The 14898-nt window shown below is 70.8% G+C and carries 10 protein-coding genes; 6 read left to right on the forward strand and 4 right to left on the reverse strand.

Features of this window, described 5'->3' with window-relative positions; genetic code table 11:
- The first annotated feature begins 11 nt into the window (after window positions 1–11).
- From STRBO_RS0133025 to STRBO_RS43990, 3 genes are all read left to right on the forward strand, one after another.
- Window positions 12–1358 carry an LLM class flavin-dependent oxidoreductase gene (locus STRBO_RS0133025; RefSeq protein ID WP_005479396.1) on the forward strand — a complete coding sequence of 449 codons (1347 nt, stop codon included), beginning with the start codon at window positions 12–14 and terminating at the stop codon, window positions 1356–1358.
- Between the two features lie 33 nt (window positions 1359–1391).
- Entirely contained in the window at window positions 1392–2309 is a 918-nt protein-coding gene (locus STRBO_RS0133030; protein WP_005479397.1) for a TauD/TfdA dioxygenase family protein, read from the forward strand.
- A 239-nt stretch (window positions 2310–2548) separates the two neighbouring features.
- A complete protein-coding gene (locus tag STRBO_RS43990) occupies window positions 2549–2719 on the forward strand; it encodes a hypothetical protein (protein WP_005479398.1) in 171 nt (56 codons plus the stop codon).
- A gap of 57 nt (window positions 2720–2776) precedes the next feature.
- Here the strand turns inward: STRBO_RS43990 and STRBO_RS0133040 are convergent, their stop codons facing one another.
- Window positions 2777–3430, reverse strand: coding sequence for a mycothiol-dependent nitroreductase Rv2466c family protein (locus tag STRBO_RS0133040; RefSeq protein WP_005479400.1), 654 nt, complete (start codon window positions 3428–3430; stop codon window positions 2777–2779).
- Window positions 3431–3590: 160 nt separating this feature from the next.
- Here STRBO_RS0133040 and pepN point away from each other — a divergent pair, with 160 nt between their 5' ends.
- Complete coding sequence (gene pepN, locus STRBO_RS0133045) at window positions 3591–6185, forward strand: aminopeptidase N (RefSeq protein WP_005479402.1); 2595 nt, start codon at window positions 3591–3593, stop codon at window positions 6183–6185.
- 266 nt (window positions 6186–6451) lie between these two features.
- On the forward strand, window positions 6452–7504 hold the full coding sequence (locus STRBO_RS0133050; protein ID WP_005479404.1) for a hypothetical protein: 1053 nt from the start codon (window positions 6452–6454) through the stop codon (window positions 7502–7504).
- A gap of 78 nt (window positions 7505–7582) precedes the next feature.
- Here STRBO_RS0133050 and STRBO_RS0133055 read toward each other — a convergent pair whose 3' ends face one another.
- From STRBO_RS0133055 to STRBO_RS0133065, 3 genes are all read right to left on the reverse strand, one after another.
- Window positions 7583–8737, reverse strand: coding sequence for a serine hydrolase domain-containing protein (locus STRBO_RS0133055; RefSeq protein ID WP_202498818.1), 1155 nt, complete (start codon window positions 8735–8737; stop codon window positions 7583–7585).
- Between the two features lie 111 nt (window positions 8738–8848).
- The gene (locus tag STRBO_RS0133060; protein ID WP_005479408.1) at window positions 8849–10618 is read right to left on the reverse strand and encodes a TIGR03767 family metallophosphoesterase; all 1770 of its coding nucleotides are present in this window, start codon (window positions 10616–10618) and stop codon (window positions 8849–8851) included.
- 278 nt (window positions 10619–10896) lie between these two features.
- Window positions 10897–11349 carry an NUDIX hydrolase gene (locus STRBO_RS0133065; RefSeq protein ID WP_005479409.1) on the reverse strand — a complete coding sequence of 151 codons (453 nt, stop codon included), beginning with the start codon at window positions 11347–11349 and terminating at the stop codon, window positions 10897–10899.
- 224 nt (window positions 11350–11573) lie between these two features.
- Between STRBO_RS0133065 and STRBO_RS0133070 the strand changes: the two genes are divergently transcribed.
- Window positions 11574–14894: a S8 family serine peptidase gene (locus STRBO_RS0133070; protein WP_005479411.1), complete on the forward strand. Its 3321-nt coding sequence runs from the start codon at window positions 11574–11576 to the stop codon at window positions 14892–14894.
- The last annotated feature ends 4 nt before the right edge of the window (window positions 14895–14898 follow it).

Here is a 14898-nt window from a genome sequence, read left to right on the forward strand (position 1 = left end):
AGAACAGACACGTGCCCGCACGACAGCTCCACCTCAACGCGTTCCTGATGAACACCGGCCACCACGAGGCGTCGTGGCGGCTGCCGGAGTCCGACCCGTACGCGCACGTCGAACTGGACCACTATGTGCGGCTGGCCCGGAGCGCGGAGCGGGGCACGTTCGACTCGCTCTTCCTGGCCGACGGGCCGCAGCTGTGGGGCAGTGTGGGCCAGCGTCCGGCGGGCGCCCTGGAACCGCTCACCCTGCTGACCGCGCTGGCGACGGCCACCGAGCACATCGGTCTGATCGCCACCGCCTCCACCTCCTACAACTCCCCCTACAACCTGGCCCGCAAGTTCGCCTCGCTCGACATCCTCAGCGGGGGCCGGGCGGGCTGGAACATCGTCACCACCGCCGGCGCGGAGGCCGCCCGCAACTTCGGTCTGGACGCCGAGCCCGCACACGCCCAGCGGTACGCGCGGGCCAGCGAGTTCCTCGACGTGGCCCTGAAGCTCTGGGACAGCTGGGAGGACGACGCGATCGTCGCCGACAAGGAGTCCGGGGTCTGGGCCGACGACACGAAGATCCATCCGCCCCGGCACCGGGGGACGTACTTCAGCGTCGAGGGCGCGCTCAACGTGCCGCGCTCGCCGCAGGGTTACCCGCTGCTCGTGCAGGCGGGGTCGAGCGAGGACGGCAAGACGTTCGCGGCCCGGTACGCGGAGGCCGTGTTCACCGCGCAGCAGACGATCGAGGACGCGCAGGCCTTCTACGCCGACCTCAAGTCCCGTACGGCGGCGGCCGGCCGGGACCCCGAGCACATCAAGGTGCTGCCCGGGATCGTCCCGGTCCTCGGGTCGACGGAGGCCGAGGCGAGGGCGGCCGAGCGGGTCCTGGAGGACCACATCGTGTACACGCACGGCGTGGGCAATCTGGAGCGGCTGCTGCAACTGCCCGCCGGGTCACTGGATCTGGATGGCCCGCTGCCTGCCGATCTCCCTCCCGAGAGTTCGATCGAGGGCGCCAAGAGCCGCTACACGCTCGTCGTCGAGCTGGCCCGGCGCGACCGGCTCACCGTACGGGAGCTGATCGGGCGGCTGGGCGGCGGGCGCGGGCACCTCACCTTCGCCGGGACGCCCGAGCAGGTCGCCGACAAGATCGAGGCCTGGTTCACGCGGGGTGCCGCCGACGGCTTCAACATCATGCCCGCGGTCCTGCCGTCCGGCCTCGACGCCTTCGTCGACCAGGTCGTCCCGATCCTGCGCGCCCGAGGCCTGCTGCGCACCCGGTACGGCCCGCGCCGCACCCTGCGGGACCGCTACGGCCTGCCGCGCCCCGCCAACCAGCACGTCCACGCGTCCGCACCCGCCCTCGTCTGATCCCGCAGCCCGGTCCGTGAAAGGAAGCACGTCATGACCATCGAGATCCAGAAGGTCACCGCCCGTATCGGTGCCCGTGTCTCCGGCGTCGACATCTCCAGGCCCCTCGGCGAGGAGACGGTCGCCGCCCTCCGGGACGCCCTCAACGTGCACAAGGCGCTCGTCCTCGACGACGTGCACCTCGACGACGAGTCCCACCAGGCCTTCGTCCGCCACTTCGGCGACATCACCACCGCCCACCCGACGGTGGCCGCCGTCGAGGGCGCCGCGAGCGTCCTGCCCGTGGACAGTGAGCGGGGGCGCGCCAACCACTGGCACACCGATGTCACGTTCGTCCTCAACCCGCCGCAGGCCACCACCCTGCGCAGCATCACCGTCCCGCCGTACGGCGGCGAGACCCTGATCGCCAACTCGGCGGCGGCCTATCGGGACCTGCCCGAGCCGCTGCGGCGGCTGGCCGACGGTCTGTGGGCCGAGCACACCAACGACTACGACTACGCGGTGCCCGACGAGGAGATCGACGCGGAGAGGGCCGAGCAGCGCGCCCGGTTCACCTCGATCAAGTACCGCACGGCCCACCCGGTCGTGCGCGTCCACCCGCTGACCGGTGAACGCGGGCTGTTCATCGGCGGGTTCGCACAGCGGATCGTGGGCCTGTCGCCGGGCGAGTCCCGCAAGCTCCTCGACCTGCTGCAGTCGTACGTGACCCGGCCGGAGAACGTGCTGCGCCACCGCTGGTCGCAGAACCAGCTCGTCGTCTTCGACAACCGCATCACGCAGCACTACGCCATCGACAACTACGACGGTCTTCCGCGCCGGCTGCACCGGGTGACCGTCGCCGGTGACGTGCCGGTGGGCATCGACGGCACGGAGAGCCGCTCGATCGAGGGCGACGCCTCGCACTACACGCCGGTGGCCGCACGGCAGGAGGCGGTGGCCGTGGCCGCGTAGGTAGGGCCCGGATGCTCCACAGGCCGAGAACCCCCGCGAGGACGTGACACGCGGGGGTTCTCGCGTTCCCGGGGCGCCGGAACGCGCCACCGACGGGACGGGTTCCGGTCTGCCGGATTTCCGGACATGCGCCCTATGCTCCCGTATTCCGGCCGGATTCCCGATCCGGCCGACCGGACCCGGGAGGTCGCATGGAGACGAGCTACAAGCACTGTCCTCCTTGTGGGGGAGGCAAGCCCTTGCCGTTCCACAAGGCCGACAAGGAGGTGCGGCAGTACCTCACGTCCCTGGGGAAGAACCCGGCCGGCTGGTGGCGCTGCGCCAACCACGGGGAGAAGGGCCGCTGCCTGTTCGTCCAGCCGTACGGAAGGCAGAGGGAGGGCCTGACCCTCCCCGAGTCCTTCCGCTGACCCGGTCGCCGGTCGCCGGTGTCACCAGTCGCCGGTCACCGGTCGCCGGCCCCCCGGTCAGACCAGGTTGCTGAAGTCCGGGCCCTGGGTGCGGCTGCGCTTGATCTCGTAGAAGCCGGGGACCGAGGCGACGAGGAGGGTGCCGTCCCAGAGCCTGGCGGCCTCCTCGCCCTTGGGGGCGGGAGTGACGACCGGTCCGAAGAAGGCGATCTGCTCGCCGTCGGCACCGGGGACGGCGATGACGGGGGTGCCGACGTCCTGGCCGACCTTGTCGATGCCCTCCTGGTGGGAGGCCCGCAGCTGCGGCTCGTAAGGGGTGGAGTCCCAGTGGTCCATGAGGGAGTCGGGGAGGCCGACGTCCTTCAGGGCGGCGGCGACCGTCTCCTTCTCCGGGCCCTCGCCCTGGTTGTGGATACGGGTGCCGAGCGCGGTGTAGAGGTCACCGAGGACCTCGGCGCCGTGCTCCTCCTGGGCGGCTATGACGATCCGTACCGGACCCCACGCCTTCTTCTCCAGCAGCTCGCGGTACTCCTCGGGCAGCTCGTCGATCTTGGGCTCGTTCAGCACGGCGAGGCTCATCAGGTGCCAGCGGACCTCGATGTCCCGGACCTTCTCCACCTCCAGGACCCACCGCGAGGTCATCCAGGCCCAGGGGCACAGCGGATCGAACCAGAAGTCGACAGGGGTCTTGCCGGAGGTCTGCTCGGACATGGTTCTCCTCGGGAGGACATTCGGAAGGCAGTCGTCTCAGCTGGCAACACCGACAGCCGCGCGTCGCATTCCCACCTGCCCGCCGTCAGGTGCGCATGACAGGATCAGACCTGTCCGCATGCTGAACAGCGCTTGAAATCCACCCCGAGGGAGTGCCCCCGTGCCTGGTGAGAATCTGTCCCGCGACGAGGCCCAGGAGCGGGCCGCACTGCTGTCCGTCGACGGTTACGAGGTCTCTCTCGACCTGCGGTCCGCCGTCGGCGACGCGGGTGGCGCGGCCGGCGAGCCGCGCACCTTCCGCTCGGTGACGACGATCCGCTTCCGCTGCGCCGAGCCGGGCGCCGGCAGCTTCGCCGATCTGATCGCGCCGAGTGTGACGGCCGTCTCCCTCAACGGCAAGGACCTCGACCCGAGCGAGGTCTTCGACGGCTCCCGGATCGCCCTCGACGACCTGGCCGCCGAGAACGAGCTGGTGGTCGACGCCCGGTGCGCCTACTCCCGCACCGGCGAGGGCATGCACCGCTTCGTCGACCCCGAGGACGGCGAGGTCTACCTCTACACGCAGTACGAGCCGGCCGACTCCCGGCGGGTCTTCGCGAACTTCGAGCAGCCGGACCTCAAGGCCCCCTTCCGCTTCGAGGTGCGCGCGCCGCAGGGATGGGTCGTGTGGAGCAACGGAGCCGGTGAGCTGGCGGACGGGGTGTGGCGCTTCGCGGAGACGAAGCCGATCTCGACGTACATCACGGCCTTCGTCGCGGGCCCGTACCACTACGTGACGGACACCTACGAGCGGGTCTTCGAGGACGGTACGCGGCTGGAGATCCCCCTCGGCGCGATGTGCCGCAAGGGGCTCGCCCCCTACTTCGACTCCGACGACGTCTTCCTGATCACCAAGCAGGGCCTGGACTTCTTCCACGACCACTTCGACTACCCGTACCCGTTCGGGAAGTACGACCAGGCGTTCGTGCCCGAGTACAACCTCGGCGCGATGGAGAACCCGGGGCTCGTCACCTTCCGCGAGGAGTTCATCTTCCGCGGCAAGGTCACCCGGGCGTCGTACGAGCGGCGGGCCAACGTGATCCTGCACGAGATGGCGCACATGTGGTTCGGCGACCTGGTGACCATGGTGTGGTGGGACGACCTGTGGCTGAAGGAGTCCTTCGCCGACTTCATGGGGTCCTTCTCGATGGTCGAGGCGACCCGCTTCACCAACGGCTGGGTCACCTTCGCCAACAACCGCAAGTCCTGGGCGTACCGCGCCGACCAGCTGCCCTCCACCCACCCCGTCACGGCCGACATCCGTGACCTGGAGGACGCGAAGCTCAACTTCGACGGCATCACGTACGCCAAGGGCGCCTCCGTGCTCAAGCAGCTGGTGGCGTACGTGGGGCGCGACGCCTTCCTGGAGGGCGCCCGGCGCTACTTCAAGCGGAACGCCTACGGCAACACGAAGCTGGGCGACCTGCTGTCGGTGCTGGAGGAGACCAGCGGGCGGGACATGGTCTCCTGGTCGCGCGCGTGGCTGCAGACGGCCGGGGTCAACTCCCTCACCCCGCAGGTGCTGCTCGCCGCCGACGGCCGCGTCGACGAGCTGGCCGTGGTGCAGGAGGCCGCCGAGTCGCATCCCGAGCTGCGGCCGCACCGGGTCGCGATCGGCCTGTACCGGCGCGCAGGCGACGGGGGAGCGCTGGAGCGGTACGCGCGGGCCGAGGTGGACGTGGACGGGCCGCGTACGGTCGTGGGCGAGCTGGCCGGGGCCGAGGCGCCCGAGCTGGTGCTGGTCAACGACGACGACCTGACGTACTGCAAGATCCGCTTCGACGCGGGGTCGCTGGACACACTGCGGGCCGGGCTCGGGGACGTCTCCGACCCGCTGGCGCGGGCGCTGTGCTGGTCGGCGCTGTGGAACCTGACGCGGGACGCGCTGCTTCCGGCGCGGGACTTCGTCGACCTCGTCCTGCGGTTCGCGGGGCGGGAGTCCGACATCGGGGTGCTGCAGATGCTGCACGCCTGGGCCGGGTCGGCGCTCACGCACTACGCGGCGCCCGGGTGGCGGGCGGCCGGGGGCCGGCTGCTGGCGGAGGGCGCGCTGCGTGAGCTGCGGGCGGCGGAGGCGGGCAGCCAGCATCAGCTGACGTGGGCCCGGTTCTTCGCCTCGGTGGCCTCGGGCGAGGGCGATCTGGCGTTGCTGCGGGGGCTGTTGGCCGGGGCCGAGAAGATCGACGGGCTGGACGTCGACCAGGAGCTGCGGTGGGCGTTCCTGGAGCCGCTGGCGACGCACGGGGCCGCCGACGAGGCGTCGCTGGCCGCGGAGCTGGCGCGGGACGACACGGCGTCCGGGAAGCGGCACCAGGTGCGGTGCCTGGCGGCGCGGCCGTCCGCGGCGGTCAAGGCGCAGGCGTGGGCCTCGGTGGTGGAGTCGGACGCGATGTCCAACGCGCTGGTGGAGGCGACGATCGCGGGGTTCGCGCGGCCGTCCCAGCGGGAGCTGGTGGCGCCGTACGCCGAGAAGTACTTCGCGGTGATCGAGCGGCTGTGGGCCGAGCGGTCCATCCAGATCGGGATGGACGTGGTGCGGGGGCTGTTCCCCTCGCTGCAGGACTCCCAGGGGACGCTGGACGCGACGGACGCCTGGCTCGCCGCGCACGAGAAGGCGGCGCCGGCGCTGCGGAGGCTGGTACTGGAGGCGCGGGACGATCTGGCGCGGGCGCTGCGGGCGCAGGCGTGTGATGCGGCGGCGGGGACCGAGGGGTAACTGCCGTCGGGGCGGGGTGTGTTGCGCACCCGGCGGCTGCCGCAGGGCGGGGGCCGGGTGCGCGTGAGGGGCGTTCACGGGCGCGGATCCGGCCCGGTTGAGGGTTACCGAATTCGGGTAATCGGACCCGTAACCTTTTCCGATCGCGTCCGGACCAGCGGATATCGGCAGTCGAACGCACGTACTTTAGCATGGTCTTGTCCGGATTTGTCGACAAGCGTGTAACAGCGGTTAATCCGCGGCTCCGGAGCGGGAACCTCCGGGTCATGACCCACAACACCCCGCTCTCCCCCCGCCCCCTCCGTCGCCTCCCGGACGTCACGCGCCGGGTGCTGACGGGCGCGCAGCTGCGCGCGCAGGGTGTCACCGCCGCCGAGACGAACGAGCAGTGCCGTCCCGGTGGACCCTGGCAGCAGATCCTGCCGGGTGTGTTCCTGCTGCACCCGGGCCCGCCCACCTCCGAGGAGCGCCTGCACGCGGTGCTGTCCTACGCGGCCCGCTCCCCCTTCCGCGAGACCGCCGCCGGGGTACCCGCGCAGCCGAACGCCGACGAGCCCCGCCCGGCACCCCGCTACCCGGAGGCGGTGATCACGGGCCTGGCCGCCCTGACCCTGCACGGGTTCACCTCCGCACCGCCGCTGCCCTCCCTCGACACGATCGACGTCCTGGTGCCGCGTATGCGCCGGCTGCGGACCGTCGGCTGCGCCCGGATCGTCCGCACCCCGGCCGTGCCGACCCCGTCGTACGTCACCGGCCTGCCCGTCGCGCCCGTACCGCGCGCCCTCGCCGACGCGGTCGCCGAACTCGACGACGCGGGCGTGGTGCGCCGGCTGCTGACGGAGGCGGTGCGCGGCGGGCACACCGAACCGATCGCCGTGGTGCGGGAGTTGACCGAGGCGCGGCTGCTGAACCGTCCGCACGTCGCCGACGCGGTGGACTCGCTGGTCGCCGAGGGCCGGGCGATCGCGGAGGACCACCTGTACCGGATGGTGCGCGAACACGCCCTGCCCGACCCCGTGTGGAACGTCGACCTCCGTCTGCCCGGCGGCCCGCACCTCGGCGGGCTCGACGCGTACTGGCCGGAGCAGGCCGTCGCGGTCGAGCTGGACACCCGCGCCCCGCGTCAGGAGGACGACGCGCTGTGGTCCGAGTACGCCCGCAAGCGCGAGATGTTGGAGCGGCTCGGCATCACCGTCGTCCACCTCACCCCCAGGAAGCTGCGTGACTCCCTGGAGCAGCAGGCGGCCGTCGTCCGCACCGCGCTGATGGCGGCGGGCGACCGTGATCCGGCCGCTTACGTCGTGGTGCTCCCCCGGTAGACCGGGTAACCCGGGGACATCAGGAGGGGAGAGGAAGGGCCGCCGCCCGCTCGGCGGCCCTTCCTCGTGCCGGGGCGACTACTCGGCGCAGAACTCCGCCTCCACGATCGCCTCGGTGTCGCCCGTCCAGTCGCTGTTGAAGTTGAAGGCGAGGGAATGGCGGCCGTCGGAGGTGGTGACGGCTTCGGAGGTGGAGCCGTGGATGCCGCCGCCGTGGCCCCAGACGGTGATGCCGCAGCTGAGCCTGCGTTCCATGAGGCCCAGGCCGTAGCCGGCGCCGGGCATCTCGTCGACCTTGATCGTGGTCTTCATCTCGGCAAGCTGCTTAGGCGGCAGGAGCCTGCCCTTGAGCAGCGCGGTGTAGAAGCGGTTGAGGTCGCCGGAGTCGGAGATCATCTCGCCCGCCGCATAGGCCAGGGAGGGGTTCAGCTCCGTGACGTCGTACGTCGGGCCCGTCCGTGTCTCGGCCAGCTTGCCGTACGCGCGGCTGCTCGGCCCGGGGACCTTCGGATACGTGCCGGGGACAAGGGTGGAGCGCAGGCCGAGGGGCTCGATGACGCGGGCGCGGACCTCGTCGCCGTACGGGTTGCCCGTGACCTTGCCGATCACCATGCCGGCCAGGACGTAGTTGGTGTTCGAGTAGCTCCAGTCGGTGCCGGGGGCGAAGTCCGGCTTGTGCTTCATGGCGACCGCCACCAGTTGTTCCGGGGGAGCCGTGTCGTAGCGGTGCCGGAGGAAGCCGTCCTTCAGGAAGTACGTGCGGCCGAACTCCTCGTCGGACGTGTAGTCGGAGATTCCGCTGGTGTGGTTGAGAAGTTGACGGAGGGTCACCGCGCGGCCGTCGTGGCCGTTGCCGCGCACCAGGCCCGGCAGCCACTTGTCGACCTTGTCGTCCAGCGACAGCCTGCCCTCGGCCTCCAGCTGGAGCATGACCGTCGACACGAAGGTCTTCGTGATACTGCCGACGCGGTAGCGGTCATGGGCGGAGCGCGGCCTGTCCGTCCTGATGTCGCCGACGCCGGAGGTGGCCTTCCAGACGCCGCGCCCGTCCTTGGCCTGGAGGGCCACGCCGGGAACGCCGTCCTTCACCGCCGCGTCCATGGCCTCCCTGGTCGCGGTGTGGTCGGTTCTCGCCGGCGCCGCCACGGCGGACGCGGCCGACGCCACCGCCGCAGCCACCGCGGTCGCCGCCACCAGAACCGTACGTGCCCTACGTGCCGTGCGAGCCCGCATGTGGTCTCCCTTCGCACCGGCATCCTCGGCGGTTCCGAGAAGGTCCGGTCGCGAGGGGGGACACGGGGACGGGCGGGGAGGTTGAGCAGATGTGCGCCGGTTGAGCTGTTTTCAGCCCTTCCGCAGCACCAGCTCCGTGTTGCGGTCGCCGGGGGTGCCGGTGAGGGTGTCGCGGCGGCCGGGGGCGTTGTAGGACAGCTCGCGGTAGAGGGCGGCGAGGCCGGTCTGCGAGAGGTCCGTGAAATCGGTGGCGTGCGGGGCGGCCGACTCGATCAGGGTGGTGAAGAGGGAGATCGTGCCGTCCTTGTTGTCCACCAGCTCGATGACGCGGGCGAGTTGGGGGAAGTCGATGTGGGAGGCCGTGGAGATCTCCCAGAAGGACCCGTTCACGGACTTGTGCGGCGTGATGCGGTTGCGGTGGCTGTGACCGTTCACCCAGGCCAGGACGTTACGGTGACGGCCGAGCAGGGACAACACCTCGTCACCGCCGTGGCGGGCCTCCTTGGGGCGGGCCGGGTCCTTGCGGAGGTTGCGCATCGACGCGCTGGTGTGGTGGCTGAACACGACGGCGTACGAACCGTTCTTGGCGGCCTCCTTCAGCGTGCGGTCCAGCCACGTGAGCTGGGCCGTGCCGAGGGAGCCCTCGTAGTGGCCGCCGGGGTCGGTGGAGTCCAGGCTGATGCCGATGACGTCGTCGCCGATGCGGAAGGCGTAGTACTGGGTGCGGGCGTCGAGGTTGGCCTGCGAGTAGCCGTGGCCGACCGGGCCGGGGCCCGTGTGGGCCGGGTCCAGGTGGGCCTTCAGATAGTCCTGCGGGGTGAAGGGAGCGCGGCCCTCGTCCGGGGTGACCGAACGCATCTTCTTCGCCTGGGCCTTCATGATGGCCTTCCACTCGGCGCCCTTGGGGTCGCCGCCGCTCTTGACGTTGTCCCAGATGGCCTTGCCGACCTTCTCGTCCAGCGTCATCAGCTTCTTGCCGCCGACCGCGAAGTCGGCGAAGAAGGAGTCGCCGGGGGCGTAGCAACCGCCGGGGAGGGAGTCGTGGTTGCCGACCGTGGAGTACCAGGGGACGTTCAGGCCGGGGCTGTTGACCTCGCGGATCGCTGCGGCGAGGAAGCCGTTCAGACGCGGGAAGCCGAGCTGCTTGTCGGCGTCGCGCAGGGCCGCGTCCGGCTGCCAGTAGAGCTTGAGACCGCTGTCCTGGACGCCCTCGTAGCGGCGCGGGTCACCGGAGTTGGGGGTGACACGGCCGCCGCTCATCACCTTCAGGAACCAGTCCAGCTCCGTCTGGGAGTTGTTGTCGGTGTTGTCGCCGGTCGTCATGACGAAGTGCAGGGGGGAGCCGGTGACCGGGGCTCCGCGCAGCGCGTTCACCCGCTCGACGAGCGAGACCGCGCCGGCCACGGACAGCGCCTCCTGCGGGCGCCAGGCGCTGGCGGTCTGGGCGCGCAGGTACTCGTAGCGCAGCGGGTGCTGGACGTCCACCACGTGCAGGTCGGTGAACTGCACGAAGGACGCCAGCGCCGTACGGCGCTTCTCGCGGCCGGACCTGGGGGTGGCCAGGTCGCCGCGGACGACCCGCGCCCAGGCGGGGCCGGAGCCGAGACGACGGTAGCCGGAGGAGTTCCGCGGCGCGGCGACCGAGGCGAGGGTCGTCCCCCGCGTGTACGGCGCGAGGGGTGCGGCCGGAGCCTGTCTGTTGGAGAGGTTCGCCAGGGGGATCTCGGTGGCCTCGGCGGCGGTGGAGGCGGCGTGGGCGGCGGTCTCCGGCCGCAGGGCGAAACCGGCCCCCGCGGCGAGGCCGACCGCGCCGGTGGCGGCGAGGAAGGCCCGGCGGTCAGGGTTGGTGGCGGCGGCAGCGACTGAGCGTATGCGCGACATGGCGCGGTCTCCCCGAGTGCGAACGCGTCGGAAGTGGTCGCGGGGCCGCTCCGCGGTGGGGCCGCAGTGGGGTTCCCGCTCTTCCTCGAATGCTTGGCAGCGGGGGTGGCCTGGACGTTAACGACGTCGCAACGGACAGCGCCGATCACCGTACGTGGATCTACGGCGACGGTGCGCGTCACCGGGGGTTCCCGAATGTGAGCGGGAGTGAGGGAAAGCGGTCACTCCTTGTTCATCTGCGGGGGTAGGGCACCTGTTTCGCCGTGGGCCCGGAGACGTCACCGGCGCGGCAGCCGACCGTGCCCGGGGCGCTCCCTCCACAGGCGCAGGCCCACGTCCACCAGGTCCACCCGGTCCAGGTCCGGAATCTCGGTCAGGGGGTGCCAGGCGGCCATGTCCGTGGAGCCGTTCGTCTCGTGGCGGAGGTCGCCGCCGGTGACGCGGGCCTCGTAGACGATGCCGAGGGCCTGGAAGTCGACGCGGGTGCCCAGGCGGCGGGGGTCCTCGCGCCTGATGGTGTCGATGCCGAGGAGGGCGGTGGGTTCGACCGCGTGGCCGGTCTCCTCGGCCACCTCGCGGACGACCGTGTCGTAGGGGTCCTCACCGTGCTCCATACCGCCGCCCGGCAGGGTCCACCTCCGCACGCCCTCCCGGGAGACCCAGCGGGCCAGCAGCAACTGCCCGTCGCGGACACACACGGCGTAGGCCGCCACCCTCAACTGCTCACGCATGCACGCACGTTACCCACAATGTCCGCTCATGCGCGGCCATTGCACCCATGACGGGTTGAGGGTTAACCCCATGAAATGGATCCGTTGCGGTCAGCTCTCCCCAAACATCTATCACTTTGGTAAGACTGGGCGCTCAGCCGGGACCACATAACGGACCGGACCGATCCGAACCTGCCGCTCGGATCACCCATGCCCGTGCTCACTGAGTTCCTTACCTACAAGGGATGTCGATGACCCTCACCCCCCAGCCCGGCCCCCGGTCGGGTTCAAGACGCGTGGCCCGCACAGCCGTGGCCGCGGGTCTGGTCGCCGCGCTCTCCGCGGCCGGGCCGATACCCATGGCCTTCTCGGCGGACAACCCGTCCACCACCGTCCCGTCCGACGGCGGTGTCAAGTCCGCGCACGACAAGCTCGGCTCGAACGACGCCGATCTCCTCGCCGAGGCCAAGGCCGACGGCGACAAGAACGTCACGATGATGATCGCGACCGCCCCCGGCAAGACCGAGCAGGTCGCCGAGCAGCTGGACGCGGTCAAGGGCGGCTCCGTGGGCCGCACCTACGACAAGCTCGGCTACGTCCGCGCCACGGTCCCGACCAAGCGCGCCGACTCGGCCATCTCGGCCGCCGCGAAGCTCTCCTCCGTGCAGGGCATCGACCTGCGCCACGAGATCGTCCTCGACGACCCCTCGCCGGCCGCGGACACCGCGAAGGGCGCGAAGACGCAGGGCACGGTCGCCGAGACCTACCCCGGCCCGGACAAGAACACCCCCGCCAAGAACCCGTACAACCCGTCCTTCGAGACGGGCGCCGTGGACTTCGTGCGGAAGAACCCGACGGCCGACGGCCGGGACATCACCATCGGCGTCCTGGACTCCGGCGTCGACCTCGGGCACCCGGCGCTGCAGAAGACGACCACCGGCGAGCGCAAGATCGTCGACTGGGTGACGTCCACCGACCCGATCGTCGACAACGACCTCAGCTGGCGTCCGATGACGAACTCGGTCTCCGGACCGACGTTCACCTTCGGCGGCCGCACCTGGACCGCTCCCGCGGGCACCTACTCCGTCAACACCTTCCGCGAGTCCGCCACTGCGGGCGGCGACGCGGCGGGCGACGTGAACCGCGACGGCGACACCACCGACGCGTGGGGCGTGCTCTACGACGCGGCGGCCGGCACGGTCACCGTCGACGTCAACCAGAACTTCGACTTCCGCGACGACAAGCCGATGAAGCCGTACAAGGACGGCTACCAGATCGGCTACTTCGGCACGGACGACCCGGCGACCGACGTCGCCGAGCGTCAGCCGTTCGTCGTGGAGTACCGCAAGGACGTCCCGATGGACCCCTTCGGGGGCGACTGGGTCGGCAAGAAGGCCGACTTCGTCAACATCGGCCTCATCTCCAGCGAGCACGGCACCCACGTCGCCGGCATCACCGCCGCGAACGGGCTGTTCGGCGGCAAGATGAACGGCGCCGCCCCCGGCGCGAAGATCGTCTCGTCCCGCGCCTGCGAGTTCGGCCCCGGCTGCACCAACGTGGCGCTCACCGAGGGCATGATCGACCTCGTCGTCAACCGCGGCGTCGACATCGTCAACATGTCCATCGGCGGCCTCCCGGCGCTGAACGACGGCAACAACGCGCGCGCCGAGCTGTACACGCGCCTCATCGACACCTACGGCGTCCAGCTGGTCATCTCGGCCGGCAACTCGGGCCCCGGCGCCAACACCATCGGCGACCCCGGTCTGGCCGACAAGGTGATCTCGGTCGGCGCGTCCATCTCCAAGGAGACCTGGGCCTCGAACTACGGCTCCGAGGTCGCCAAGGGCTACCAGCTGTTCAACTTCTCCTCGCGCGGCCCGCGTGAGGACGGCGGCTTCACCCCGACCCTGGTGGCCCCCGGCGCCGCGGTCAACACCGCCCAGACCTGGCTGCCCGGCGTCATCGCCCCCGAGGCCGGGTACACCCTGCCGGCCGGCTACCAGATGCTGAACGGCACCTCGATGGCCTCCCCGCAGGCGGCCGGTGCCTCCGCGCTGCTGCTCAGCGCCGCGAAGCAGAAGGGCATCGCCCTGCCGCCCGCGAAGCTGCGCACCGCGCTGACCTCGACCGCGGACCACATCCGCCGCGTGCAGGCGTACGCCGAGGGCGCGGGCCTGATGGACATCGAGGCCGCCTGGAAGTCGATCAAGGCGGGCGCCTCGGCGCACGAGTACACCGTCAAGGCCCCCGTCGACACGGCGATCGACTTCGCGCTGAAGACCCCGGGCTTCGGCACCGGCGTCTACGACCGCGAGGGCGGCCTGAAGGCCGGGCAGACGAAGACGTACGACGTCACCGTCACCCGCACCACCGGCGCCGACAAGGCGATCGCGCACGACCTGCGCCTCAAGAACGACGAGAACGACGCGTTCTCGATCGTCGGCGGCGACACGGTCTCCCTGCCGCTGAACAAGCCGGTCACCGTGAAGATCGCCGCCAAGCCCGAAGAGGCCGGCATCAGCAGCGTGATCCTGGAGGTCGACGACCCGAAGACCGTGGGCGTCGACAAGCAGATCCTCAGCACGGTGGTCGTCTCCAAGCCGCTGAAGTACACCCACGCGGTGTCCGGCACGGTCCAGCGCAACGCCTTCAAGTCGTACTTCGTCACCGTCCCCGAGGGCGCCAAGTCCCTTGAGGTCGCGATCGGCGGTCTGAAGGACAAGAGCCAGACCCGCTTCATCGCCAACCACCCGTACGGTGTCGCGGTCGAGAGCACCAGCTCCCTGACCTGCTACAACAACTACCTCGACGGCAACGGCTGCAAGCCGGACGTGCGCTCGTACGCCAACCCGCAGCCCGGTGTCTGGGAGTTCGAGGTCGAGTCGCGCCGGACGTCTCCGCTGCTCGACAACCCCTTCAAGCTCGACTTCGCGGTGTACGGGGCGAACTTCGACCCCGAGGTCGTCACCGTGCCCGAGGCCAAGGTCGGCACCCCGACCGCCGCCTCCTGGAAGGTGATCAACAAGCTCGCCCCCATCGAGGGCAAGCTGACGGGCGGCCCGCTCGGCTCGGCCAAGTCCGACCGGCCGACCATCGCCACCGGTGCCACCCAGACCTCCACGGTCACGGTGCCCGCGGGCGCCGAGTCCCTGGACGTCTCCATCGGCAACACGGCCGACACGGGCGCCGACCTCGACCTGTACGTCTACGACGCCGCGGGCACCCAGGTCGGCAGCTCCGCGGACGGCGACTCCGAGGAGTCCGTCTCCCTGCCGTCGCCGGCCGCCGGTACCTACACCATCGAGGTCGTCGGCTACGCGGTCCCGTCCGGGTCCACCGCGTACGACTACCGCGACGTGTTCTTCTCCTCCGCCCTCGGCGAGGTGAAGGTCGCGGGTGCCACCGTCAAGCTCGGCACGGGTGAGTCGACCACCGTCTCCGGTGACGTCGTCGCGGCCGCGCAGGCCCCGGCCGGCCGGGAGTTCTTCGGCCAGGTCCAGCTGGTCAACGCGCGCGGCACCGCCGCGGGCACCGGCAGCGTGCGGATCGAGAAGGTCACGCCGTAGTGCG

Source organism: Streptomyces bottropensis ATCC 25435 (assembly GCF_000383595.1).
In the GTDB taxonomy this organism is placed as follows: Bacteria; Actinomycetota; Actinomycetes; order Streptomycetales; family Streptomycetaceae; genus Streptomyces; species Streptomyces bottropensis.